Raw genomic sequence first — 20,656 nt, forward strand, 5'->3', positions numbered from 1 at the left:
GGGGCCGACGAAGTAAACCATGCCCTATGGTAAGGATGCTTACGGGACGCGGGGAAGGCCCGCCGGGCTGTTTCCCGGCCCATCGTGGCCCCATCGCTCCCGCCTACGCCCGCGACCATCCATCGACGCCCGTGCATGCCCGACGGGATCCCGTGACAGCGTCCTTCGGCCGGTGGAGGGATGCTGTCCAACAAGACATCGGACGCGACGGGCAGGACAGCGGTTCCCGGGTGAGGGGCCGAGGAGGGCTGAGCGGGGTCGGTTCATCGATAGGTCGGGCAACGGGCAGCCCGTCAGGGCGGGAAAGCGTTGAGGGTCTGAGGCTGCTGGAGAGGGCGATCATCACCTCCGTATGGATCCGTCCGGGCGGGCCGCCCGAGGACCCCGTCGACCTCGTCCGGACGTAATCCAGTGCGGTCAGACAGCGCCGCCGGCGGCCTCCGGCGCCCCGGATCCGTGACCACCGCCGTGCCCGTGACCGCTGTCGCCGACCTGCTCACGGGCCACGAAGTTCTCCAGGTCGAAGAGATTCTCCGCACGCCGGGCGACGTTCACCAAAGTGGTCATCGAGGCGACCTCCTCCACCTGTTCCTTCAGGAACCAGAGCATGAACTGCTCCCCCAGCGCATCGTTCTCGGACCGGGCGGCGGCGAACAGGGCCTTGATCTGATCGGTGACCTCCTGCTCCTGGGCCAGGGCCAGGGCCAGGGGTTCCAGGACGTCGGTGAAGTCGTTGCGCACTTCCCCGACGGCCGGGATCGTCAGCTCAAGGTCCCGGTCCAGGATGTACTGGACGATCATCATGGCGTGGTTGCGCTCCTCCAGCGACTGCCGGTAGAAGTGCCGGGCCAGCTGCGGCAGGTCCTGGCCGTCGAACCACACCGCCACCGCGATGTATTGGTGGGAGGCGGCGAACTCGTTGCCCACCTGCCGGGTGAGCAGCTGATTGAAGGTCTCGGGGGCCATCGGGCTCTCCTCAGGTCGGGACGTCACGGGTTGCAGCAGCGGGCCGGATGTCGATTCCTTGGACCGCTCCCGGCCGCTTCCTGACCTGAACACGTTGATCATGAGCCCCACCCTAGTGCTCCGCGCCACTTTGCGGAGGACACCGCTCCTGCAGTCATAGGGCACGGACACGGCAGGCAACTGCTTCATGGCCGCCCCTGCCTCGATCAACCGCACCCCGGCCCGGATCCGGGAAGCAGTGAGATCCCGCCGGTATCCACCGAGGTCCTCCCGCGTTCGGACCGCCCCGACATCACGCGTCGCACCTCGACGTCGTGCTTCCGGCGCCCTGGCCGACACGCCGGAAGGTGCTCGAGCGCCCTGGGTTCCCGTCGTGACGTGCTGGGCGCTCAGCCCTGGCGGTAGTACTTCTCCTCCAGCATCCGGTCGATGCCCCTGCGCCGGGCCCGGAGGGCCATCAGCCGGAACACAGGCATCAGCGCCCGGCCCGGGCCGGGAAGGTTGATGTCGGACTCCACGAGGAGCAGCGCCGCGTGGTGGAGGTTCCTCGGCCGCCCGTCCGGGTGGGCAAGCCGTCGGCAGCCATGTTCTGCAGCGTGACCAGCCACTTCTCGAAACCGGGGTGCGCGGGACGGACCTCCACGAGGAAGCGCACCGTGCGGTCGCCGACGCTCCGGAACTCGTGCACCGCCCGCCGGGGCACCACGTCCCCGCCTGCGCGTGCATGTCCCGCCCGGCGCTCTTGCCCTCGATGACCCAGTCGAGCACGTGCAGGGTCTCTTGACAGAGCGTGTGGTAGTGCGGGGACACTCTGCCCCCCGGGGTGTACTCCCCGTACACCGGGCTGTATTCCCCTCCGGTGTCCTCACCGGTGCGCACTCAGGTCAGCGCGGTGCCCTGCCCCTCGTCCCGGTACACCGGCCGATCCGCCCGCAGTTCGGCGATCTGCTCCTCGGTCCGGTCCATCATCGTCACCCCTGCCACAATTCCAGGAACGAGGCGCCCCTGCGGAGCCGCGCTCACGGAAGGGGCGGCATTGTGAACGCCCCGGTCTCCGTCGTGGAGCCTGGGGGCGTTCACATCCGCACCGACTGGGGAGTGTTTGTGACGACCAGCCGGACGAGACCGTAACGATCGTGCGGCCAAGCGCCCTCTTGGCGACAGTGCATTCGATGAGACGGTGACACTGGACCCGTGGGCGCTGATCGATCTCGCCCGCAGCCCGAAACCATCCACTGCACCTGCCGCGGACAGCGCCCGGCCCGTCCTCGGCACTCAGTCGCGAGGACCGATCATGAACACCACCCAGCGCATCACAGCCGCGGCCGCCGCCGTCCTGCTGCTCGCCGCCGCACCGGCCGGCGCAACCAGCCATGAGCCCGCCCCGCCGGCCGAGCAACCGGCTGAGGTGCAGTGGCCACCGGCCAGCACCCACGGGAAGTTCCTGCCCATCCCCGAGGAGTTCAAGCAGCCCTTCACGTTCCCCGCGTGCGACTCCGAGGTCACCATCGCCCCCGGCGACGTCGACGAGAGCGAGTACCGCGCCCTGGTCACCGCCGAGGGGGACACGGTGGTGGAGTACCGGGGCGACGCCACGGCCGACATCACCCGCGCCTCGGACGGCGCCGTGCTCGATGAGGTCGACCTCTCCAACCGCGGATTCGAGACCTACTCCGCCGACGGCACCACCCTTACCCTCAGTGGCTCAGGGCCGGCGGTCGTGGCGGCGTACAGCGAGGTCGAGGCGCAGGCGTTTGACGAGGCGGGGCTTCCGCAGGCGTTCCTCTTCCTGTCCGGGGAGCTGGCCGGAACAATCACCTTCGCGTCCGCACCTGAGCCAGGACAGGAACCGACGGTGGTGTCTGCGGAGATCACCGAGAACTCCACGGAGTACGTCTTCGACCTGTGCGACCTGCTCGACCAGGCCGCGGCCGAGGAGACCGCGGCCTCGTAGCCCCAACCGGCGCAGTGTTCACAGCGGCACCATCACGGCGCGCGGCCCCGCCATCAGGTCGACGAGGACAATCTCCACGATCGCGGTCAGGAACCCGTCCTCGCCGGCGGCCGTAGCGGCCTCGACGATCGTCATGGGCTTCTCCGTTCGAGCAGTGGGTCACCGACTGGCTGAAGGCCCGGATCCCGGAGCTGGACTGAGCGCACCGGCGTCCGGCATCGCGACGCCGGTGCCCACCGGATGTAGAGTCGCCCCATGGGGGATCTGCTCTACGAGTTGATGGGCGCTACACAGGCCGCCGACGCCCTCGATGCGTACCTGGCCGAACGTGACGCAGCATTCCAGCGACTGCGCTCGGCACTGGCCGACCACGGCCAGGACCCCGAGGAGATGCTCGACAGCTCCGTCTACTCGGTCTCCCCGCTGTGGGTCTGGATCAGCGCCCGGGCCGCCGAGCTCGGCGTGGACCCGCACCCGCTCACCGAAGACCCGACCCGCCCCACCTGGCCGTCATGGTCCAGGCACAGCCGGCTCGTGGACCCGCACCCGCCTGCGGCCACGATCGCACTCGTCGACGGTTTCGCCTCCTACCTCGGAGCGGTCGTCTCCGCCGCGGCACCCCGGGCTTCCTGGCGGATCGGTGAGCACCTCATCGCCGACCACCCGTTGCACAACTACCCGGTGCTGGCCACCGAGCACCACCAGATTTTCCTGCCGGCCATCCCGCTCTACAGCGTCTACCAGTCCGCCCACGGCCGCTCCCCCATGAGCGGGACCGAGATGCGCGTGCACACCCAGCGCACCATCGACGCCCTGCGCGGCGAGGGCCCGGAGGCCGCGGCCATCGAGGAGCCGATGGTGACGGTCGTCGCCGAGCTCGACTGCTTCGACGTCGGCCTGCGCGAGGACATTCCGGCCCAGCACCCGGAGGTCGTGGAGGAGCTGATCGCGCAGCTGTGCGACCGCGACGGCGTCGAGTCGGTCCACCGCTACGGGGCCAATGCTCTGATCGTCAACGTCCAGGACTGGGACGAGCTACGACTGAAGCTGTGGTGCACGATGTGGCTGCAGCGCCACCTGCCGCGCTGAGCCATCGACGCTTCCGGCCGAGGCGGCCCCGCCACCTCCCCATACAGGAGCCCATGACCGGGCCTCTGCCGGAACACCCTGACGTGCGGCAGGCAGTCGGCGTCGATGCCTGCCTCAGCATCGAGGCACTCGTGGGGGCAGTCGCCATCGTCATCGCCTTCCAGCTCTGCGCACAGATCGCCCCTGCGTACCCGTGGCCGGCTGCACTGGGCGGCCCAGTGGTCCGCACCGTGGAATGCGTCTTCCGGGCCCGCGGCGGCCGGGCCTGGCTGCCTGTCCTGCACGGCGCCGGTCGCCCCGGCTGACGATCCGCTGCCCGAGCTATGGCTGCGCCCGCGTGCGCGCCAACTTCTTGGTCTGCCGCACATCCAGGGCTACGCCCGCCACACCGGTCAGCAGTGCGGCCGTGATGAACTCCAGCTCGCGGAAGGAGATCGCCGCGACGAACAGCACTGTGGTCAGCACGGCGAGGCCGACCCGGGTGATCCTGCGCTGCCGCGCGACGGCTCGTGCTCGCTGGTCCGGTGCTGGAGTGCTCATCGCCTTCCACGCTGTCACGGGCACCTGTGCCTTCCCTGGGGCGCCGGCCGCGACTGCTTCAGCGCCCGGACTGCTCCGTGCCCGCCACCCGTTCCTCTGCGACGTGCTGGAGCCGGCGCTGGATCGCCCCGGTCACCCGGTACGACTCGTCCGCCGAGACCACGACCGAGGTCTCCGCGGCGCTGATGCGCACGCTGGAGCCGCCCACCAGGTAACCGGTGGACCCGTCGTCCAGTCGGCGCCGACCGATCTGCCACCGGGAGGTGCGCGGCCCGACGGCCTCCTCGGTGATCTGCTCGTACGGAATGCTGACCTTGTGCCGGCCCAGCCGGACGCGCACGGACCGGTCCTCCACCCGGACGACGACCGACGTGTTCACCAGCCGTCCGTAGGCGACGAACCCGCCGGCCTAGACGAGCGCGCCCCACACGTTCCACGGCCCGCCCGGCACGGCCATGATCGCCGCGAACATCACCACGAGGAACGTGACGCCGAAGGCGATGCGGATCTGCCACGGCAACAGCGTGACGAACTGCGGTGCCTCCGGGTCAGTGCGATGGGCCATGCCTCATGATCGCCGACCGCGTCGACGGGGTGACGACCCGGCGCCCGGTCGGGCAGGTGTCACACCCTCGGTGCTCGAGCGCGAAATGCTCCCCTGAGACCGGCCGTCAGGTCGTGCGGGTCGGCGCGGCAGCGGGACGAGACGGAGGATGATGCGGCTCTCCCTCGCGCCGGTGCGCGAGCCGACGCCCACCCCCGACTTCGGCTTCGGCTCGAAGCTCTGCGCTCACCCCTGGGACGGCACCCCGGTCCCTGCGGGACGTCACGTCCCCGACCAGGCCAGGACCGCCGGCCCTGAACCCTCGACCAGCCCCCGGACACGAAAAAACACCCCGGACCGTGGGTCCGGGGTGTTTCCGATGTCCTGCGACATCGCACTGTGCGCGAGGGGGGACTTGAACCCCCACCCTCTAATACGAGGACTAGCACCTCAAGCTAGCGCGTCTGCCTATTCCGCCACCCGCGCGAGTGGATCCAGGGAGAACGTGGTGCCGTTGCCGGCCGTCCTTCCTGAACGCAACAGAAAATAAGGTACCACATGCGTGCCCACCGTTCACATCGGCGCCGCCGCCGGGGGACGGGGCGGAGCGCCGTCGAAAAACTTGATGAAAACTCGTCGGTACGTGTGCTCCCGCCTTTCCCCACGGCCCTGCATGCGGTTGAATGAGGTCGGAGCATCCCCCGGATCGTCCAGCTGACCTGGGACGATGCTCTCTCCAGAGCCGCCTCCGCAGCGCCGGGGTGCCCCCGTCCCCGCCGGTGCCATGGGCTCTCGGAGTGGCCGGGGACCCCCCTCACCTGTGCCGGCGGCGGCCACCGCCGAACCGTTCTCCCACGGGTCCACGGTGGCCGCCGTCTCCCCTGCGCGGCACGGAGCGACCTCGAGGCAGCCCCTTACCGCGGGGACTCACAGCACGGAGCGGTAGACCTCCAGGGTGCGCTCGGCGATGGACTCCCAGGCGAAGTGCTCCTCAGCGCGGCGCCGGCCGGCGGCGCCCATCGCCCGGGCGCGCGCCGGGTCGGAGACCACCTCGGTCAGCGCGGCGGCGAAGTCGGCCACGAACTTCTCCGGGTCGATGGGAGTGCCGGTGCCGTCCTGGACCTGCTCGATGGCGACCAGCCGGCCGGTCTCCCCGTCGACGACGACCTCGGGGATGCCGCCCGTGGCGGAGGCGACCACGGCGGTGCCGCAGGCCATGGCCTCGAGGTTGACGATGCCGAGCGGCTCGTAGACGGACGGGCAGGCGAAGGCCGTGGCGCCGGAGAGGATCTGGACGATCTCGCGGCGGGGCAGCATCTTCTCGATGAGCACCACCCCGGACCGGGTGGCCTTCAGCTCGTCGATGAGCGCGTTGACCTCGGCGCCCAGCTCCGGAGTGTCGGCGGCCCCGGCGCACAGCACGAGCTGGACGTCCTCGGGCAGCCGAGCCGCGGCGCGCAGCAGGAACGGCACGCCCTTCTGCCGGGTGACGCGGCCCACGAACGCGACGGAGGGCCTGGCCGGGTCGATGCCGTAGGACTCGAGCACGTCGGTGCCCTCGTCGCGCACCCACTGGCTCACGTCGATGCCGTTGTGCACCGTCCGGACCCGGTCCGGGTCGACGTCCGGATAGGACCGGAGGATGTCCTCGCGCATCCCGTCGGAGACGGCGATGATGGCCGCGGCCGCCTCGTAGGCCGTCTTCTCCACGAAGGAGGAGACGGCGTACCCGCCACCGAGCTGCTCGGCCTTCCACGGGCGCAGGGGCTCGAGTGAGTGGGCGGAGAGGACGTGGGGGATGCCGTACATCAGTGACGCGAGGTGCCCGCCCATGTTGGCGTACCAGGTGTGGGAGTGCACCAGGTCGGCGCCCGCGATGTCGCCGATCATGGCGAGATCGACCCCCAGGGTCTGGATCGCGGCATTGGCGCCGGCCAGGTCCGCGGGCACGGGATAGGCCTGGACCTCGACGCCGTTGACCCGGGGTTCACGTGGCGCACCGAAGCACCGCACCCTCAGGTCGACCAGCGGGGCCAGGACCCGCGAGAGCTCGGACACGTGGACTCCGGCGCCGCCGTAGATCTCGGGCGGGAACTCCTTGGACAAGATATCGACTCGCACGGTTTCGAGCGTACTGCAGGATCCGGTCCCCGCCACGGGAAAGGCGCGGCGAGGGGCCGACATCCCCAGTTCTGGTGACACATCGGGTTTCCTGTGCCGGGGGTCACGCTGCTTCGCGTCGGTTAAGACACAATGAAGGCCACTGTCGAGTGGTTCTGCACCGCGAGGCGGAGTGGTTGCGCCCGTTGTCGAAGACGTCAGAGAGGTTCCCATGCCCCACCGCAAGAAGGTACTCGCGATCGTGCTGGCAGGAGGCGAGGGCAAGCGCCTGATGCCGCTCACCGAGGACCGCGCCAAGCCCGCGGTGCCGTTCGCGGGCGGGTACCGGCTGATCGACTTCGCGCTGTCCAACATCGTGAACTCCGGCTATCTGCAGGTCGTGGTGCTCACGCAGTACAAGTCGCACTCCCTGGACCAGCACGTCACCCAGACCTGGCGCCTGTCCGCCCAGCTGGGCAATTACGTGGTCACCGTGCCGGCCCAGCAGCGGCGCGGCAAGGAGTGGTTCCTGGGCTCCGCCAACGCCATCTTCCAGTCGATGAACCTCATCGACGACGAGAAGCCGGACATCGTCGTGGTGGTCGGCGCGGACCACGTGTACCGGATGGACTTCTCGGCGATGGTGGACTTCCACATCGAGTCGGGCGCCCGCGCCACAGTGGCGGGCGTGCGCCAGCCCATGGAGATGGTGACGTCCTTCGGCGTGATCGAGACGGACCCGGAGGACGTCACGAAGATCAGCCGGTTCGTGGAGAAGCCGCAGAGCACGGCTCCCCTGCCCGACGACCCGGACGCGTTCTTCGCCTCGATGGGCAACTACGTCTTCGACACCGACGCGCTCGTCGAGGCCCTGCGCGCCGACGAGGCGAAGGAGGACACGAGCCACGACATGGGCGGGGACATCATGCCCTGGTTCGCGGATCGCGGCGAGGCGGCCGTCTACGACTTCACGGAGAACGACGTCCCGGGCTCCACGGATCGGGACCGGCAGTACTGGCGCGACGTCGGCACGCTGGACTCGTACTACGACTCGCACATGGACCTGATCCGTCCGCTACCGGTGTTCAACCTGTACAACTACGCCTGGCCGCTCTACACCAACGAGATGCAAGCCCCGCCGGCGAAGCTCGTGCGCGGCCCGCACGGGGAAGGCGGCATCGCGACGGACTCCATCCTCTCGCGCGGCGTGCTCGTCACGGGCGGACGCGTGACCGAGTCGGTGCTCTCCCCCAAGGTGCTGGTGCACAACGACGCCACCGTCAACCAGTCGGTCCTGCTGCCCAATGTCCAGATCGGGGAGGGAGCCGTGGTCGACCGGTGCATCCTCGACAAGAACGTGGTGGTGCCCCCGGGCGCGCAGGTGGGCGTGGACCACGAGCTCGACCGGTCGCGGGGCCTGACGGTCACGGAGTCCGGGCTGACGGTCGCCCCGAAGAACTTCCGTTTCGAGAGCTGACGCCCTCCGGACGCCTCGCGTCCGGTTCCGACGACGGGCCCCNGCGGGCCCGTCGTCGGAACGGGGGTGCCGTGGCACCGCTCGTCGGCATCCACCGGTTCCGGGAGGGGCCGGTGACGCATACTCTTCCGGGGACACGCACTGCCCGCCCGGTGCCGGAAAAGGGACAGAAAGCGGACGCCGCATCAGCACCTCCATCCAGGTGGAATCTGTCGCTCCAGGTCAGCGGCGCATCGTCGAGGTGCTGCACAACAGGGGACACCTCTGATCATGGGCTCTTCGGCCTACATGAATGCGCATGGGATCTCCGTACGGTGAGACCTGATCAGCACATCGCTTCTCACCCTTCGGAGATGATCGTGAACACCCCCCTCTGGCGAGCTCTGCTCGTCGCCCCCACCGCCTCTGCCATCACCCTGTGCGGGTTCACCGGCGCCCTCGCCGTAGATGTCGCGCCCGACGGAGCATCGCCCGGCACGTCGGTCCTCATCACCTCAGCGTCTCCCCTGCCGACAACTGCGCCGGCTGCCGGCCCCGGCAGAAACGGCGGGCAGGGCAACGGCGGGCAGGGCAACGGCGGGCAGGGCAACGGCGGGCAGGGCAACGGCGGGCAGGGCAACGGCGGGCAGGGCAGCGACGGCGCCACCCCCGGCAACGGCCACAACGGCAACGGCACCCAGGGCAACGGCGGACAAGGCAGCGACGGCGCCACCCCCGGCAACGGCCACAACGGCAACGGCACCCAGGGCAACGGCGGGCAGGGCAACGGCGGGCAGGGCAGCGACGGCGCCACCCCCGGCAACGGCCACAACGGCAACGGCACCCAGGGCAACGGCGGACAGGGTCACCACGGTAACGGTGACCACGAAAACGACGGCCACCTCCCCGGCAACAGCGACCAGGGCAGCGACGGCGGCGGCGATCACAGCAACGACGACGCCACCCCCAGCAACGGCGGCAGCGCCCTCGAGCACGAGAAGGACAGCGACAGTGGCAGCCCGTCCCCGGCTCCGATAAAGGCTCCTCCGGTTGTGCACGATGCGGGAGCACCGGCTCCGCGGCCGGTCGGCGTCGTCGGTCTGCCGGACACGTCAAGGACGGGGACCGGATGGGACCATGCGCCCCAGATCGGTTCCGCGCGTCCGGTTTCCACGGTCCGGACTTCCGTGCAGGACGCCACGGTGATGTCCCGGTCAGCCGGTGCTGAGGCTCCCACGATGCCGGCTGCCGCCGGAGCCCGGGTCTCCACCTCCGGGACAGATCCGAGCACACCGCCGCTGCCGGATTCCCTGGCGTACACCGGCGTGCCGGGGGGTGTTCTGAGCGCGGGCGGGCTCGGCGCCCTGCTCCTGGCCCTGGGCGCCGCCCTGCGCCTCAAGCGCGCCTGAGGGAGCGGCACCGTGCGCCGAGCCGCAGCGACCACCACCCGACACGATCCTGCGGAGCGGCGACGCGCAACCGTCCCGGTCCTGGTGATGGCGCTCGGGCTGACACTGCTGCTCGTTCCGCTGTGGAACCTGTGGTGGCCCGACCTCATGGCGGGACGGGCCCAGGATCGGGCGGTGGTCCGGACGAGCGACCAGCTGGAGCAGGCACTCCCCACGGAGCACACGGCGGCCACCGGCGCCGACGACGGAGCGCCGCCGGTGGCCGCCCACCCGTCGCCCGGGGAACCGTTCGGCATCGTCTACGTGCCGCGCTTCGGTGACGACTACGCCCGGCCAGTTGCGGAGGGAGCGGGACCCGACGTGCTGGACGCCCTCGGACTCGGGCACTACCCGTCCACGGCGATGCCGGGAGAACTCGGCAACTTCGCGATCGCCGGGCACCGGCAGTCCAACGGGAAGGCCCTGGACCTGATCCACACCCTGCGGCCGGGCGACCGCATCCACGTACGCACCGCAGAGGCGTACTTCACCTATTCCTACCGCGACAGCGAGGTCGTGGCCCCGGACGCGACACGCGTGCTGGCGCCGGACCCCGCAGCCCCGACCTCGGAGCCGACCGAGCGGCTCCTGACGCTGACGACCTGCCATCCGCGCTACGGAGCCACCGAGCGCTTCATCGGCCGTGCCGTGCTGACGTCGTGGAGGCCGTCGTCGGCCGGCCCGCCGGCGGAGATCGCCGAGGCGGTCGCCGCTGCCGGCCGCCGCTGAGATCGGCCCGCGGGCGCGAGGACCGTGCTCGGTGCCGGGTCACGCGGTCTGCGTGACCTCCACCGTGACGTCCAACCCGGAGGTCCCGCCGCCGCCGGTGACCATGCCCTTGAGCGGGGTGACGTCGGTGTAGTCGCGGCCGCGGGCGACGGTGACGTGGAAGTCGGTGAGCGGCGTGTGGTTGGTGGGGTCGTAGGCGTACCAGCGGTCGTTCCACCACTCCACCCAGGCGTGGGACTCCCCCGGCACGGTCGCGCCGATGCCCGCCTCGTAGTCCGGGTGCAGGTAGCCGGAGACGTAGCGGGCGGGGATCCCGATGTGCCGCATCATGCCGATGGCCACGTGCGCGAGGTCCTGGCACACGCCCTTGGCCTCCCGCCAGGCGGCCTCCGCGTCCGTGTGGACGCCGGTGACCCCCGGCACGTACTGCATGTGCGAGGCGATGCCCTGGAAGATCGCCGCTGCGGCAGCGGCCGGATCGGCCGCCTCCTTGCGGATCTCCTCGGCGACCTTCTCCAGTTCGGGCCCGAGCCGGGTGAGCGGGGTCTGGGGCACGAAGTCGGAGACCGCGTCCAGCACCTCGGGGGTCGCCAGCTCCTCCCAGCTCAGCCCGTCCGCGACCTCGTCACCGGGCCGCCGGTGCACCTCCACCGTGGCCGAGGAGCGGACCTCCAGGTGCCGGTGCCGGCCCTGGATGTCGAAGGCCGCCACCCGGGTGCCCCAGTAGTCCCGGTAGTTGCTGACCGTGGCGATCCCCGGACTCAGCGTCAGCTCCGCCTCGAGCACGATCTGCTCGTCGTCGGAGAGGGGTGTCATCCGGGCCTCGTTGTAGGACTTCGAAACGTTGTCGTTGTAGTCGTAGCGGGTGACGTGGTCGATCTTGAGCCGGGTCACAGCATGCCTCCGAACCAGGACGCCTCGACGGCGTGCGAGAAGTACTTGGTGCTCACGGCCTCCGACGCCCTCGCGCACGCGGCCTGGACGTTGTTCAGGTGCTCGGGCAGCACCGCGATGAGGTCCTCCGCGTGGTGGAACTCCAGGGCGGTGCGCGCCTCGCCGATGATCCGGCGGGCGTCGTCCTTGAACCCGACCCGCTGCAGGCCCGGCTCGAGGCCCACGAGGATCTCCTCCGCCGTGGTGAGCGCGTGCAGGATCGAGCGCGGGAACAGCCGGTCGAGGAGCAGGAACTCGGTCGCGGACTCGTCGCTGAACGTGCCGTACCTGGTGCGCAGGAAGGCCTCGTACCCGCCGGCGCAGTGCAGGATCGACACCCACGACATGCCGGACGTGGACGTCGAGCGGGTCCACAGCAGCCGGGACGTCATGTCCGCCCGCTCGATCGCCGCGCCCAGGGACAGGAACATCCAGGACTCGTCGTGGGACATGGTCATCTGGGTCTGCCCGCGCACGGTCGCCATCCGCTCGATGGTCCAGTGGCACACCCGGAAGGTGCCGACGACGTCGCGGCGGTGCTGGCCCAGACCGTAGTAGGTGGAGTTGAGCGACTCCCACATGGCCGAGGACACCGTCTCCCGGGCGCGGCGGGCGTTCTCGCGGGCGGCGTGCAGGGAACCCGAGATGGAGGTCAGGCAGTCCTTGTTCCACGCGAGCTCGTGGATCATCGACCGGACGCTGTGGTCGCCGTCGCCGGGCTCCACGCCCATCACCGCCATGATGCGGCGCACCTCGGCCTCCTGCTCGCCCACGGGCAGCTGGGTGATGCGCTCCAGGTGGACGTCGAGGATCCGAGCGACCCCGTCGGCCCGCTCGACGTAGCGGCCGATCCAGAACAGTGACTCGGCAATGCGGCTCAGCACGTGGGCCCCTCTCCGGTGCGGGTGGTCGCGGTGGTGGATGCGGTGGTGGACGCAGCGCCCGGGCCGGACACGGCCTGCTGCTGCTGCTGCTGCTGGCCGCTGTCGCCCTCGTCCTGCCAGGACGCGGAGACCGGCCACGTGTGCACCGAGGAGTCGACGTCCGGGGGCGGGGCCTGGCCGGGGTCCAGGTCCTGGGTCTGCGGCTGGCCCAGCACCCAGGTGTCCTTGGAGCCGCCGCCCTGCGAGGAGTTGACGATCAGCGAGCCCTTCTGCATGGCCACGCGGGTCAGCCCGCCGGGCAGCACGTAGACCTCGTCGCCGCTGTTGACGGCGAAGGGGCGCAGGTCCACGTGCCGTGGGCTGAACTGCCCGTCCGCGAACGTCGGCACGGTGGACAGCTGCAGCACCGGCTGGGCGATCCACCCGCGCGGGTCGGCGAGCACCTTCGCCCGCAGCTCCTCGAGTTCCGCAGCGGTGGCCTGGGGGCCGATGACCAGGCCCTTGCCGCCGGACCCGTCGACGGGCTTGACCACCAGCTCGTCCAGGTGCTCCAGGACCCAGGCGCGGGCGTCGTCCTCCTCCAGCCGGTAGGTGTCCACGTTGGGCAGCACCGGCTCCTCGTCGAGGTAGTACCGGATGAGGTCGGGGACATAGGAATAGGTGAGCTTGTCGTCCGCCACGCCGTTGCCGATGGCGTTGGCGATGGTCACGTTGCCCGCCCGGGCCGCGTTGACCAGCCCGGAGCAGCCGAGCACGGACCCGGAATGGAAGTGCAGGGGATCGACGAACTCGTCGTCGATCCGCTTGTAGATCACGTCCACGCGCTGCTCGCCGTCGGTGGTGCGCATGTAGACCTTGTCGCCGCGGACCACGAGGTCTCGGCCCTCCACGAGCTCCACCCCCATGAGCCCGGCCAGCAGGGTGTGCTCGAAGTAGGCGGAGTTGAACACGCCCGGGGTGAGGACCACCACCGTGGGATCCTCGGCCGCCTCCGGCGCCGTGGCGCGCAGCGCCTTGTAGAGGTGCCGGGGATAGGCCTCCACGGCCCGGATCGGCTGGGACATGAAGGCCTCCGGCAGGCCCTTGGTCATGGCCCGCCGGTTCTCGATCACGTAGGACACCCCCGAGGGCACGCGCACGTTGTCCTCGAGGACCCGGAACACGCCCTGCTGGTCCCGGACCACGTCGATGCCCGCCACGTGGATGCGGACGCCGCCCGCGGGCCGGAATCCCCACACCGCCCGGTGGAAGTGGGCGGAGGACGTGATCAGCGCCTTCGGCACGACCCCGTCGGCCACCACCCGCTGCTCCCCGTAGACGTCGTCGAGGAAGCACTCCAGGGCCCGCACCCGCTGCTTCACGCCCCGCTCGATCACGTCCCACTCGTCGGCGGTGATCACCCGCGGCACGATGTCGAGCGGGAAGGGGCGCTCCTCCCCCGCGAAGTCGAAGGTCACACCCCGGTCGAGGAAGGAGCGGGCCATGGAGTCGGCCCGGGTGTTGACGTCGCTCAGCGACAGGTCGTCCAGGACCCCGCCGATGCGGTCGTAGCCGGGACGCACCCGCCGATCCGCCGTGTACATCTCGTCGTAGGCGTCCGCCACGGCCATGTCAGCGGCGTAGTTCTCGAACAGGTCGGACATGTCGGGCGATCACATGCCTTTCGGGGTCGGGGCGGGCAGTACGTGCAGTATGGACGGGTCGTATTTCGCAGCGGTAACCCGGTGGCCCAGGCTCCACCCGATTGTGTCACGCGCCACGCGCCGGACGGCGGGAGGACCTGCCCCTACGATGGGAGGGCGTGTCCGCCGGAGGGCGGACGCACGGCCGCGTCCGCCACCGGGACACGGCGGACCCGACGGAAGGACACGATGGACGCCCCGGACCCCCAGTGCCGCGTCACGGTGGTCGTGGCCACCCGCAACCGCCGGGAGGAGCTCGTGGCGCACCTGGGCCGGCACGAGGGGCCCGTCGTCGTCGTGGACAACGCCTCCACGGACGGCTCCGCCGAGGCGGTGCGCGCCGCCCACCCGCACGTACAGGTGGTGGAGCTGCCCCGCAACATCGGCGCGGTGGCCCGGACCGTCGGTGTCCGGCTCGCCCGCACCCCCTACGTGGCCTTCGCCGACGACGACTCCTGGTGGGCGCCCGGGGCGCTCGCCCGCGCCGCCGCCGTCTTCGACGCCCATCCCCGGCTGGGCCTGATCGCCGGCTCCATCGCGGTGGGCCCCGAGGAGCGCCCGGATCCGCTCAACGCCGTGCTCGCCGCGTCACCGCTGGGCATCCCGACGGGGTGCCCCGGCCCGGCGCTGCTCGGCTTCGTGGGCTGCGGGGCGGTCGTGCGCCGCTCCGCGTTCCTGGCCGCCGGTGGCTTCGACGACGTCGTGCGCTTCCCCGGCGAGGAGGAGCGCCTGGCCCTCGACCTCTTCGACGCCGGGTGGCGGCTGTCCTACGTCCCGGAGGTCCGCGCCCACCACCACCCCTCGCCGCGGCGGGGGACGGACGAGCACCGGCAGGCCGGGCTCGTCCGCAGCCGCCTGCTCACCGCCCTCATGCGCCGGCCGCGGCGTGTCGTGGCGCACGAGCTGCGCGAGGCCCTGCGCGGTGGACGGGCGGGGCGCCGCGGTCTGCTCGGCGCCCTCCCCCGCGTCCCGGCCGCGCTGCGCGCCCGGAACCCGGTGTCCCCGACCACGGAGGCCGCGCTCGCACTGCTGCACGGGCCCGTCCGCACCGACCCGACCGACCCCGCCACCACCGACCCCACCGCCCCGGAGGAGAGCCCGTGACCGAGACCGATCCCACCCCCACGCCTGCCACCGGCCCCGACGGGCGCGTGGCGGTCGTGATGATCACCTACAACCGCCGGGACGAGGCCCTGCTGGCCCTGACCCGGCTGCGGCAGCTCCCGGAGCGACCGCACGTGGTGGTGGTCGACAACGGCTCCGAGGACGGCACCGCCGACGCGATCCGCGACCGGCACCCCTGGGCGGAGCTCGTGGCGAGCCCCGTCAACCTCGGTGCCGTGGGCCGCAACGTCGCGCTGGAGCGCGTGGACACACCGTTCGTGGCCTTCTGCGACGACGACACCTGGTGGGAGCCCGGGTCCCTGCGCCGGGCGGCCGACGCGCTGGAGGCCCACCCCCGGCTGGGCGTGGTCACCGGCAGGATCCTCGTGGAGCCCGGGGCCCGGGAGGACCCCATCAACGCGGAGCTGCTGCACTCGCCCGTCGAGGGCCCCGAGTGGATGCCCGGGCCCGCCCTCGGCAGCTTCCTGGCGGGGGCGTCCGTGGTCCGCCGGAGCGCGTTCCGCGAGGTGGGGGGGTTCAGCGAGCGGCTGTGGCTCGGCGGCGAGGAGGAGCTGCTGGCCGCCGACCTCGCGACCGCGGGCTGGGAACTCGTGCACCTGCCCGACGTCGTGGTCCACCACCAGGCCTCCACGGTCCGCGACCCGCACCTGCGGCGCCGCCACGGGCTGCGTAACACGCTGTGGTTCATCTGGTTGCGCCGCCCCCTGCGCGCGGCCCTGCGGCGGACGCGGGACGTGGTCGGCGCCGCCCCGCGGGACCGGGTCACGGCCCTGGCCCTGCTCGATGCCCTGCGCGGGGCGCCGTGGGTGCTGCGCGAGCGGCGACCCCTGCCCGAGCACGTCGAACGGCGGTTCCTGGCACTGGAGGAGTCGCAGCGCAGCAGCGCCGCGCGCCGCTACGTCAGCTGAGCCCCCCTCAGACCGAGCGCCGGGCCGACCGAGCGCCCAGCCCGGCGGAGCCGCCGCCCGGCTCCGTCCGGGGCGGTCCGCTCAACGGGCGCGCACGCCGGCCTGCGGGAGACCGGCCCCCTCCCGGAACCACTCGACCGTGCGCTCCAGGCCCTGCGTCCACGGGACCTCCGGGGTCCAGCCGAGGACCTCGGTCGCGAGCGTGGTGTCGGGGCGGCGCACCATGGGGTCGTCGACGGGACGCTCGACGAACTCCAGCCCCGAGGAGGAGCCGGTCGCGGCGATGACGTCGCGGGCGATCTGCAGCACGGACAGCTCGTGGGGGTTGCCGATGTTCATGGGACCGCCGTGCCCGCTGCCGGCCAGGGCCAGGATGCCGCGGACGAGGTCGGAGACGTAGCACACCGAGCGCGTCTGGGCGCCGTCCCCGGCCACGGTGAGGGGTTCCCCGGCGAGGGCCTGGCGGATGAACGTGGGGATCGCGCGGCCGTCGAAGGGCCGCATCCGGGGGCCGAAGGTGTTGAAGATCCGCACGATGGCCGTGTCCACCCCGTGCTCGGCGCGGTAGGCGACTGTGAGGGCCTCGGCGAAGCGCTTGGCCTCGTCGTAGACCCCTCGCGGGCCGACCGGGTTGACGTGGCCCCAGTAGCTCTCGGGTTGCGGGTGGACCTGCGGGTCGCCGTACACCTCGGAGGTGGAGGCCAGCACGAACCGTGCGCCCTTGTCCTTGGCCAGGCCGAGAGCGTGGTGGGTGCCGATCGAGCCGACCTTCAGGGTGTGGATGGGCAGCTTCAGGTAGTCGATCGGGGACGCCGGGGACGCGAAGTGCAGGACGAGGTCCACGTCGCCGGGCACGTGCACGTAGTCGGTGACGTCGCACTGGACGAGCCGGAAGCCGGGGTCGCCCACGAGGTGCTCGATGTTCGCCGCGGAGCCGGTGAGGAAGTTGTCGAGGCACACCACCTCCACCTCCCGGCGGCGCAGCTCCGTGCAGAGGTGGCTGCCGAGGAAGCCGGCCCCGCCGGTCACGACGGCGCGGCGGATCGGACGGGCTGCGCCCGCAGTGGTGGTCGCATCGGTCGTGGGGTTCACGGTGCTCCTCTGGGTCGAAGGACGGGGTCGAAGGACGGGGTCGAGGCCGGGGGGCGAGATCCGGGGCCGAGGTCCGGGGTGGATGCCGGGGTCCGCCGGTCGGTCCCCGGCGGACCGGGAATCCGGTGGGTCAGGTGCGGGAGGCGCCCAGCTGCGCCCGGGCCGCGGCCAGGACCTCGGCCGGGGTGACGGCGGCGAGCCGCTCGTCGAGCCGGTCCGCGTGGGGGTCGCCCCACGCCTGCGCGGCCGGGTCGCCGTGCCACAGCACGGTGTGCAGGTCGGGGTCCACGGCGGGCCCCCACCAGGCGGGCGGGGTGGGCCCGAAGAGCACCACGGAGCGCACGGCCTGGGCGGTGGCCACGTGGGCCACACCGGTGTCGGCGCTGAGCACCACGGCGGCCGCCCCGACGGTGCGGGCCAGACCGTCCAGGTCCAGTGTCCCGCACCGGTTCTCCGCGGCGTCGATCCCCGCCACCACGGTGGCGGCGAGGTCGGCTTCGGCCGGGGAGCCGGTGACCACGATCCGGTGCCCGTCCGCGGCCAGGTCCGCGGCGACCTCTCGCCAGCGCTCGGCGGGCCAGCGCCGCGCGGCGGAAGCGGCGCCCGGGTGGATCAGCACGGGGGCGTCCCCGGGCGCGGGGCGGTGGTCGCGCAGGCGCAGGTCCTCGGGTCCGCACGGCCCCCCGGCGCCGGCCACGAGGCGGCACCAGCGATGGACCTCGTGCTCGTCGGGCCGCCACGGCGGGCCGTCGTGGCCGGCCGCCGGGGCGGCGAAGCCGACGAGCCGCTCGGGGCGGGAGGCGAGGAGGAGCTCGTGGCTGAGCGGTCCGCGCCCGTGCAGGTTCACGGCCACGTGCCCGCCGGGGGTCGGCGGCAGCGGCACGAGCCCGGGGACCGGGAGCACGCCGTCGACGACGCCCAGCCCGGCCAGCCAGGCGCCCACGCCCGCGGGCGCGGCGAGCACGATCCGGTGACCGGGCAGCATCCGGCGCACGCCCCGGAGGGGGGCCACGGCCGTCAGGGCGTCCCCGAGCCCGAGCGCCCGCAGCACGAGGACGTCCCCCGGGCCGATCGTCGCGGGGTCCACGGCCCATCGGTCCGACACGGTCGCGGCCGCGGTGCCGGGCTCAGCGCTCACGGCCGGCCTTCTGCAGGATCGCGGTGGTCGAGCGCCCCGACAGGTAGGGCAGCACGGTGACGTGGCCGCCCCAGCCGCGGACGTCGGCGGCCTCGGGCAGCTGCTCTGGCGTGTAGTCCCCGCCCTTGACCCACACGTCGGGGCGGAGCAGGTTCAGGGCCGCGCGCGGGTCGTCCTCGTCGAAGAGGAGGACCGCGTCGACGCTGCGCAGGGCGCCCAGCACGCGGGCGCGGTCCGCCTCGCCGACCACGGGGCGCCCCGGCCCCTTGAGCCGGCGCACGGAGTCGTCCGAGTTCAGGAGCACGACGAGGGCGTCGCCGAGCCGGCGCGCGGCGTCGAGGGAGGCGATGTGCCCGGCGTGCAGGACGTCGAAGCAGCCGCCCGTGGCCACCACGGTCCCGCCACGGCCGCGCACCTCGGCCAGCAGCTCCTGCACGTCGCGGGGCAGGCGCTCGGCGCCCGGGTGCGGAACGGGCCGGGCCCGGGCGCCCGCGGCGCGCCGGCTGCGGTAGGTGGCCGCCCCGCCGGCCGCGACCCACTGGCCCGCGGCCTCGACCGCGGTCTCCACGGCGGCCGTCACGTGCGTCCCGCCGCCGAGGGCGAGGGCCGCAGCGGAGGCGAACCGGTCCCCCGCCCCGCAGGGGTCGGTGTTCTGCACGGGTGCCGCGGGCACCAGCTCGGTGCCCGCGGCCGTGGCCAGGTAGGCGCCCTCCACGCCGGCGGTGACGGCCACGGCACGGGCGGCCCAGTGCCGGCGCAGGGCGCCCGCGAGGTCCCGGGGGGCCCCGGACGCGGAGCGCCCGAGGGCGGCCGCCGCCTCGGCGGCGTTCGGGGTGACGAGCGTGCACCCGGGCACCGGGGTGCCGCCGCGCGGATGGGGGTCCCACACGACCACGCCGGTGCGGGCGTGCTCCTCGAGCGCCGCGCGCACGGCGGGGTCGCGCGTGACGCCTCCCCCGTAGTCGGAGACCAGGACGGCGTCCGCTCCGGCCAGGACGGCGCTCACGTGCGCGGCGGTGACACCGACGGGGGTGCCGGGCCCGCCCTCGTCCACGCGCACGAGGCTCTGCCCCGAGCTGCGGATCCGGGTCTTGGTGCGCGTCCCGCCCTCGTGCCCCAGCCGCTCCAGGGCGACCTCGCCGAGCGCGCCGGCCAGCTCCCGCCCGGCGGGGTCGTCGGCGACCGGCGCCAAGAGGGTCACGGTGACCGTCGCCGGGGCGGCGCCGACGGACGGCGGCTCCGCGCACAGCAGCGCGGCGAGACCGGCCCCGCCGGGGCTGGCGAACACGTCGTCGACGTCGACCACGGGCACGGGGGCGTCGGGGCTCAGCCGGGTCGAGGTGCCGGAGACGTCCCGGTCCAGCAGGGCGTCGCCCACGACGACGATGTGCGGGGCGCTCATGCGGCCCCCGCCCGGACGGCCGTCCTGGCCGGTGTCCCGGTCCCGGAGGGCTCCGCGGGCCCGGCGGCCGGCGCGAGCCGGGCGTCGACGGCGGCGCAGACGGCGTGCAGCAGCATGAGGTGGACCTCCTGGATCACCGAGGTGCTGGGGGCAGCGACGGTCAGGGACTCGTCCGCCCGCTCGGTCAGCGGATTGGGGCCGGGACCGGTGAGCGCCCAGACGTGCAGGCCGTGCTCCCGGGCCCGCTCGGCCGCGGCCAGGACGTTGGGGCTGCGCCCGCTGGTGGACAGCACGACGAGCACGTCGCCGGCACGCCCGTGGGCCTGGACCTGGCGGGCGAACACCTCCTCCACGCCGTAGTCGTTGACGATGGCGGTCAGGCTCGAGGTCTCCGCGGACAGGCACACGGCGGACAGCGGCCGCCGCTCGTCGACGAAGCGCCCGACGAGCTCGGCGGTGAAGTGCTGGGCCTCCGCGGCGCTGCCGCCGTTGCCCACGGCGAGCACCCGCCCGCCGTCCGTGAGCATCCCGGCCAGCCGTGCGCCCCACCGGTCCACGACGTCGGCGTGCTGGGCGGCGTCGCGGGCGGCGACGGCGAGCTCGTCCAGGTGGGCGCCGAGCCAGCGCTCGGTGTGCCCGAGCAGCGGGGGGTGCTCCCGGCGGTGC

21 protein-coding genes and 1 tRNA gene are annotated in these 20,656 nt (G+C 72.5%); 8 read left to right on the forward strand and 14 right to left on the reverse strand.

What is annotated here, in order from left to right:
- Positions 1-417 precede the first annotated feature (417 nt).
- Positions 418-966, reverse strand: coding sequence for a ferritin (locus ABD220_RS07945; protein ID WP_344121399.1), 549 nt, complete (start codon positions 964-966; stop codon positions 418-420).
- A gap of 389 nt (positions 967-1,355) precedes the next feature.
- Entirely contained in the window at positions 1,356-1,484 is a 129-nt protein-coding gene (locus ABD220_RS07950; protein WP_344121401.1) for a hypothetical protein, read from the reverse strand.
- A 776-nt stretch (positions 1,485-2,260) separates the two neighbouring features.
- Here ABD220_RS07950 and ABD220_RS07955 point away from each other — a divergent pair.
- The 3 genes from ABD220_RS07955 to ABD220_RS07965 all read left to right on the forward strand — a co-directional run bounded on the left by ABD220_RS07955 (position 2,261) and on the right by ABD220_RS07965 (position 4,314).
- Positions 2,261-2,920, forward strand: a complete 660-nt coding sequence (locus ABD220_RS07955) for a hypothetical protein (protein WP_344121403.1) — start codon at positions 2,261-2,263, stop codon at positions 2,918-2,920.
- 255 nt (positions 2,921-3,175) lie between these two features.
- The gene (locus ABD220_RS07960; RefSeq protein ID WP_344121404.1) at positions 3,176-4,009 is read left to right on the forward strand and encodes a hypothetical protein; all 834 of its coding nucleotides are present in this window, start codon (positions 3,176-3,178) and stop codon (positions 4,007-4,009) included.
- Positions 4,010-4,062: 53 nt separating this feature from the next.
- Positions 4,063-4,314, forward strand: a complete 252-nt coding sequence (locus ABD220_RS07965) for a hypothetical protein (RefSeq protein WP_344121406.1) — start codon at positions 4,063-4,065, stop codon at positions 4,312-4,314.
- Between the two features lie 16 nt (positions 4,315-4,330).
- On the opposite strand, the gene ABD220_RS07970 is transcribed toward ABD220_RS07965, so the two are convergent.
- From ABD220_RS07970 to glgA, 5 genes are all read right to left on the reverse strand, one after another.
- Positions 4,331-4,549, reverse strand: coding sequence for a hypothetical protein (locus ABD220_RS07970; RefSeq protein WP_344121407.1), 219 nt, complete (start codon positions 4,547-4,549; stop codon positions 4,331-4,333).
- A gap of 58 nt (positions 4,550-4,607) precedes the next feature.
- A complete protein-coding gene (locus tag ABD220_RS07975) occupies positions 4,608-4,928 on the reverse strand; it encodes a hypothetical protein (RefSeq protein ID WP_344121409.1) in 321 nt (106 codons plus the stop codon).
- A gap of 30 nt (positions 4,929-4,958) precedes the next feature.
- Entirely contained in the window at positions 4,959-5,114 is a 156-nt protein-coding gene (locus ABD220_RS07980) for a hypothetical protein (protein ID WP_344121412.1), read from the reverse strand.
- A 379-nt stretch (positions 5,115-5,493) separates the two neighbouring features.
- Positions 5,494-5,579: transfer RNA gene (locus tag ABD220_RS07985), tRNA-Leu, on the reverse strand.
- A 441-nt stretch (positions 5,580-6,020) separates the two neighbouring features.
- Positions 6,021-7,214, reverse strand: a complete 1,194-nt coding sequence (gene glgA, locus ABD220_RS07990) for a glycogen synthase (protein WP_344121414.1) — start codon at positions 7,212-7,214, stop codon at positions 6,021-6,023.
- A gap of 211 nt (positions 7,215-7,425) precedes the next feature.
- Here glgA and glgC point away from each other — a divergent pair, with 211 nt between their 5' ends.
- The 3 genes from glgC to ABD220_RS08005 all read left to right on the forward strand — a co-directional run bounded on the left by glgC (position 7,426) and on the right by ABD220_RS08005 (position 10,826).
- Positions 7,426-8,670 (forward strand): glucose-1-phosphate adenylyltransferase, encoded by a 1,245-nt coding sequence (gene glgC / locus ABD220_RS07995; protein ID WP_344121416.1) that lies wholly within the window; start codon positions 7,426-7,428, stop codon positions 8,668-8,670.
- A 359-nt stretch (positions 8,671-9,029) separates the two neighbouring features.
- Positions 9,030-10,058: a hypothetical protein gene (locus ABD220_RS08000; RefSeq protein ID WP_344121418.1), complete on the forward strand. Its 1,029-nt coding sequence runs from the start codon at positions 9,030-9,032 to the stop codon at positions 10,056-10,058.
- Positions 10,059-10,070: 12 nt separating this feature from the next.
- Positions 10,071-10,826 carry a class E sortase gene (locus tag ABD220_RS08005; protein WP_344121420.1) on the forward strand — a complete coding sequence of 252 codons (756 nt, stop codon included), beginning with the start codon at positions 10,071-10,073 and terminating at the stop codon, positions 10,824-10,826.
- Between the two features lie 39 nt (positions 10,827-10,865).
- Here ABD220_RS08005 and ABD220_RS08010 read toward each other — a convergent pair whose 3' ends face one another.
- The 3 genes from ABD220_RS08010 to ABD220_RS08020 are packed head-to-tail and all read right to left on the reverse strand — an operon-like array spanning position 10,866 to position 14,286.
- A complete protein-coding gene (locus ABD220_RS08010; protein ID WP_344121422.1) occupies positions 10,866-11,720 on the reverse strand; it encodes a transglutaminase family protein in 855 nt (284 codons plus the stop codon).
- Entirely contained in the window at positions 11,717-12,643 is a 927-nt protein-coding gene (locus tag ABD220_RS08015) for an alpha-E domain-containing protein (RefSeq protein ID WP_344121424.1), read from the reverse strand. Before ABD220_RS08015 ends, ABD220_RS08010 begins: the two co-directional genes overlap by 4 nt.
- Positions 12,637-14,286, reverse strand: a complete 1,650-nt coding sequence (locus ABD220_RS08020; protein ID WP_344121426.1) for a circularly permuted type 2 ATP-grasp protein — start codon at positions 14,284-14,286, stop codon at positions 12,637-12,639. The genes ABD220_RS08015 and ABD220_RS08020 overlap by 7 nt, the downstream gene beginning before the upstream one ends.
- A gap of 228 nt (positions 14,287-14,514) precedes the next feature.
- Between ABD220_RS08020 and ABD220_RS08025 the strand changes: the two genes are divergently transcribed.
- Both ABD220_RS08025 and ABD220_RS08030 read left to right on the forward strand, forming a co-directional pair.
- A complete protein-coding gene (locus ABD220_RS08025; protein ID WP_344121428.1) occupies positions 14,515-15,429 on the forward strand; it encodes a glycosyltransferase family 2 protein in 915 nt (304 codons plus the stop codon).
- The gene (locus ABD220_RS08030) at positions 15,426-16,358 is read left to right on the forward strand and encodes a glycosyltransferase family 2 protein (RefSeq protein ID WP_344121429.1); all 933 of its coding nucleotides are present in this window, start codon (positions 15,426-15,428) and stop codon (positions 16,356-16,358) included. Before ABD220_RS08025 ends, ABD220_RS08030 begins: the two co-directional genes overlap by 4 nt.
- 81 nt (positions 16,359-16,439) lie before the next feature.
- Here ABD220_RS08030 and ABD220_RS08035 read toward each other — a convergent pair whose 3' ends face one another.
- The 4 genes from ABD220_RS08035 to ABD220_RS18065 form a co-directional block, all read right to left on the reverse strand.
- A complete protein-coding gene (locus tag ABD220_RS08035) occupies positions 16,440-17,450 on the reverse strand; it encodes a UDP-glucuronic acid decarboxylase family protein (RefSeq protein ID WP_344121430.1) in 1,011 nt (336 codons plus the stop codon).
- A gap of 130 nt (positions 17,451-17,580) precedes the next feature.
- On the reverse strand, positions 17,581-18,588 hold the full coding sequence (locus ABD220_RS08040; RefSeq protein ID WP_344121432.1) for a glycosyltransferase family 9 protein: 1,008 nt from the start codon (positions 18,586-18,588) through the stop codon (positions 17,581-17,583).
- On the reverse strand, positions 18,578-19,990 hold the full coding sequence (locus ABD220_RS08045) for a PfkB family carbohydrate kinase (protein ID WP_344121434.1): 1,413 nt from the start codon (positions 19,988-19,990) through the stop codon (positions 18,578-18,580). The genes ABD220_RS08040 and ABD220_RS08045 overlap by 11 nt, the downstream gene beginning before the upstream one ends.
- Positions 19,987-20,634, reverse strand: coding sequence for a D-sedoheptulose-7-phosphate isomerase (locus tag ABD220_RS18065; protein ID WP_425552535.1), 648 nt, complete (start codon positions 20,632-20,634; stop codon positions 19,987-19,989). The genes ABD220_RS08045 and ABD220_RS18065 overlap by 4 nt, the downstream gene beginning before the upstream one ends.
- Positions 20,635-20,656: the final 22 nt, after the last annotated feature.

The organism is Kocuria aegyptia, assembly GCF_039530085.1.
GTDB lineage: Bacteria > Actinomycetota > Actinomycetes > Actinomycetales > Micrococcaceae > Kocuria > Kocuria aegyptia.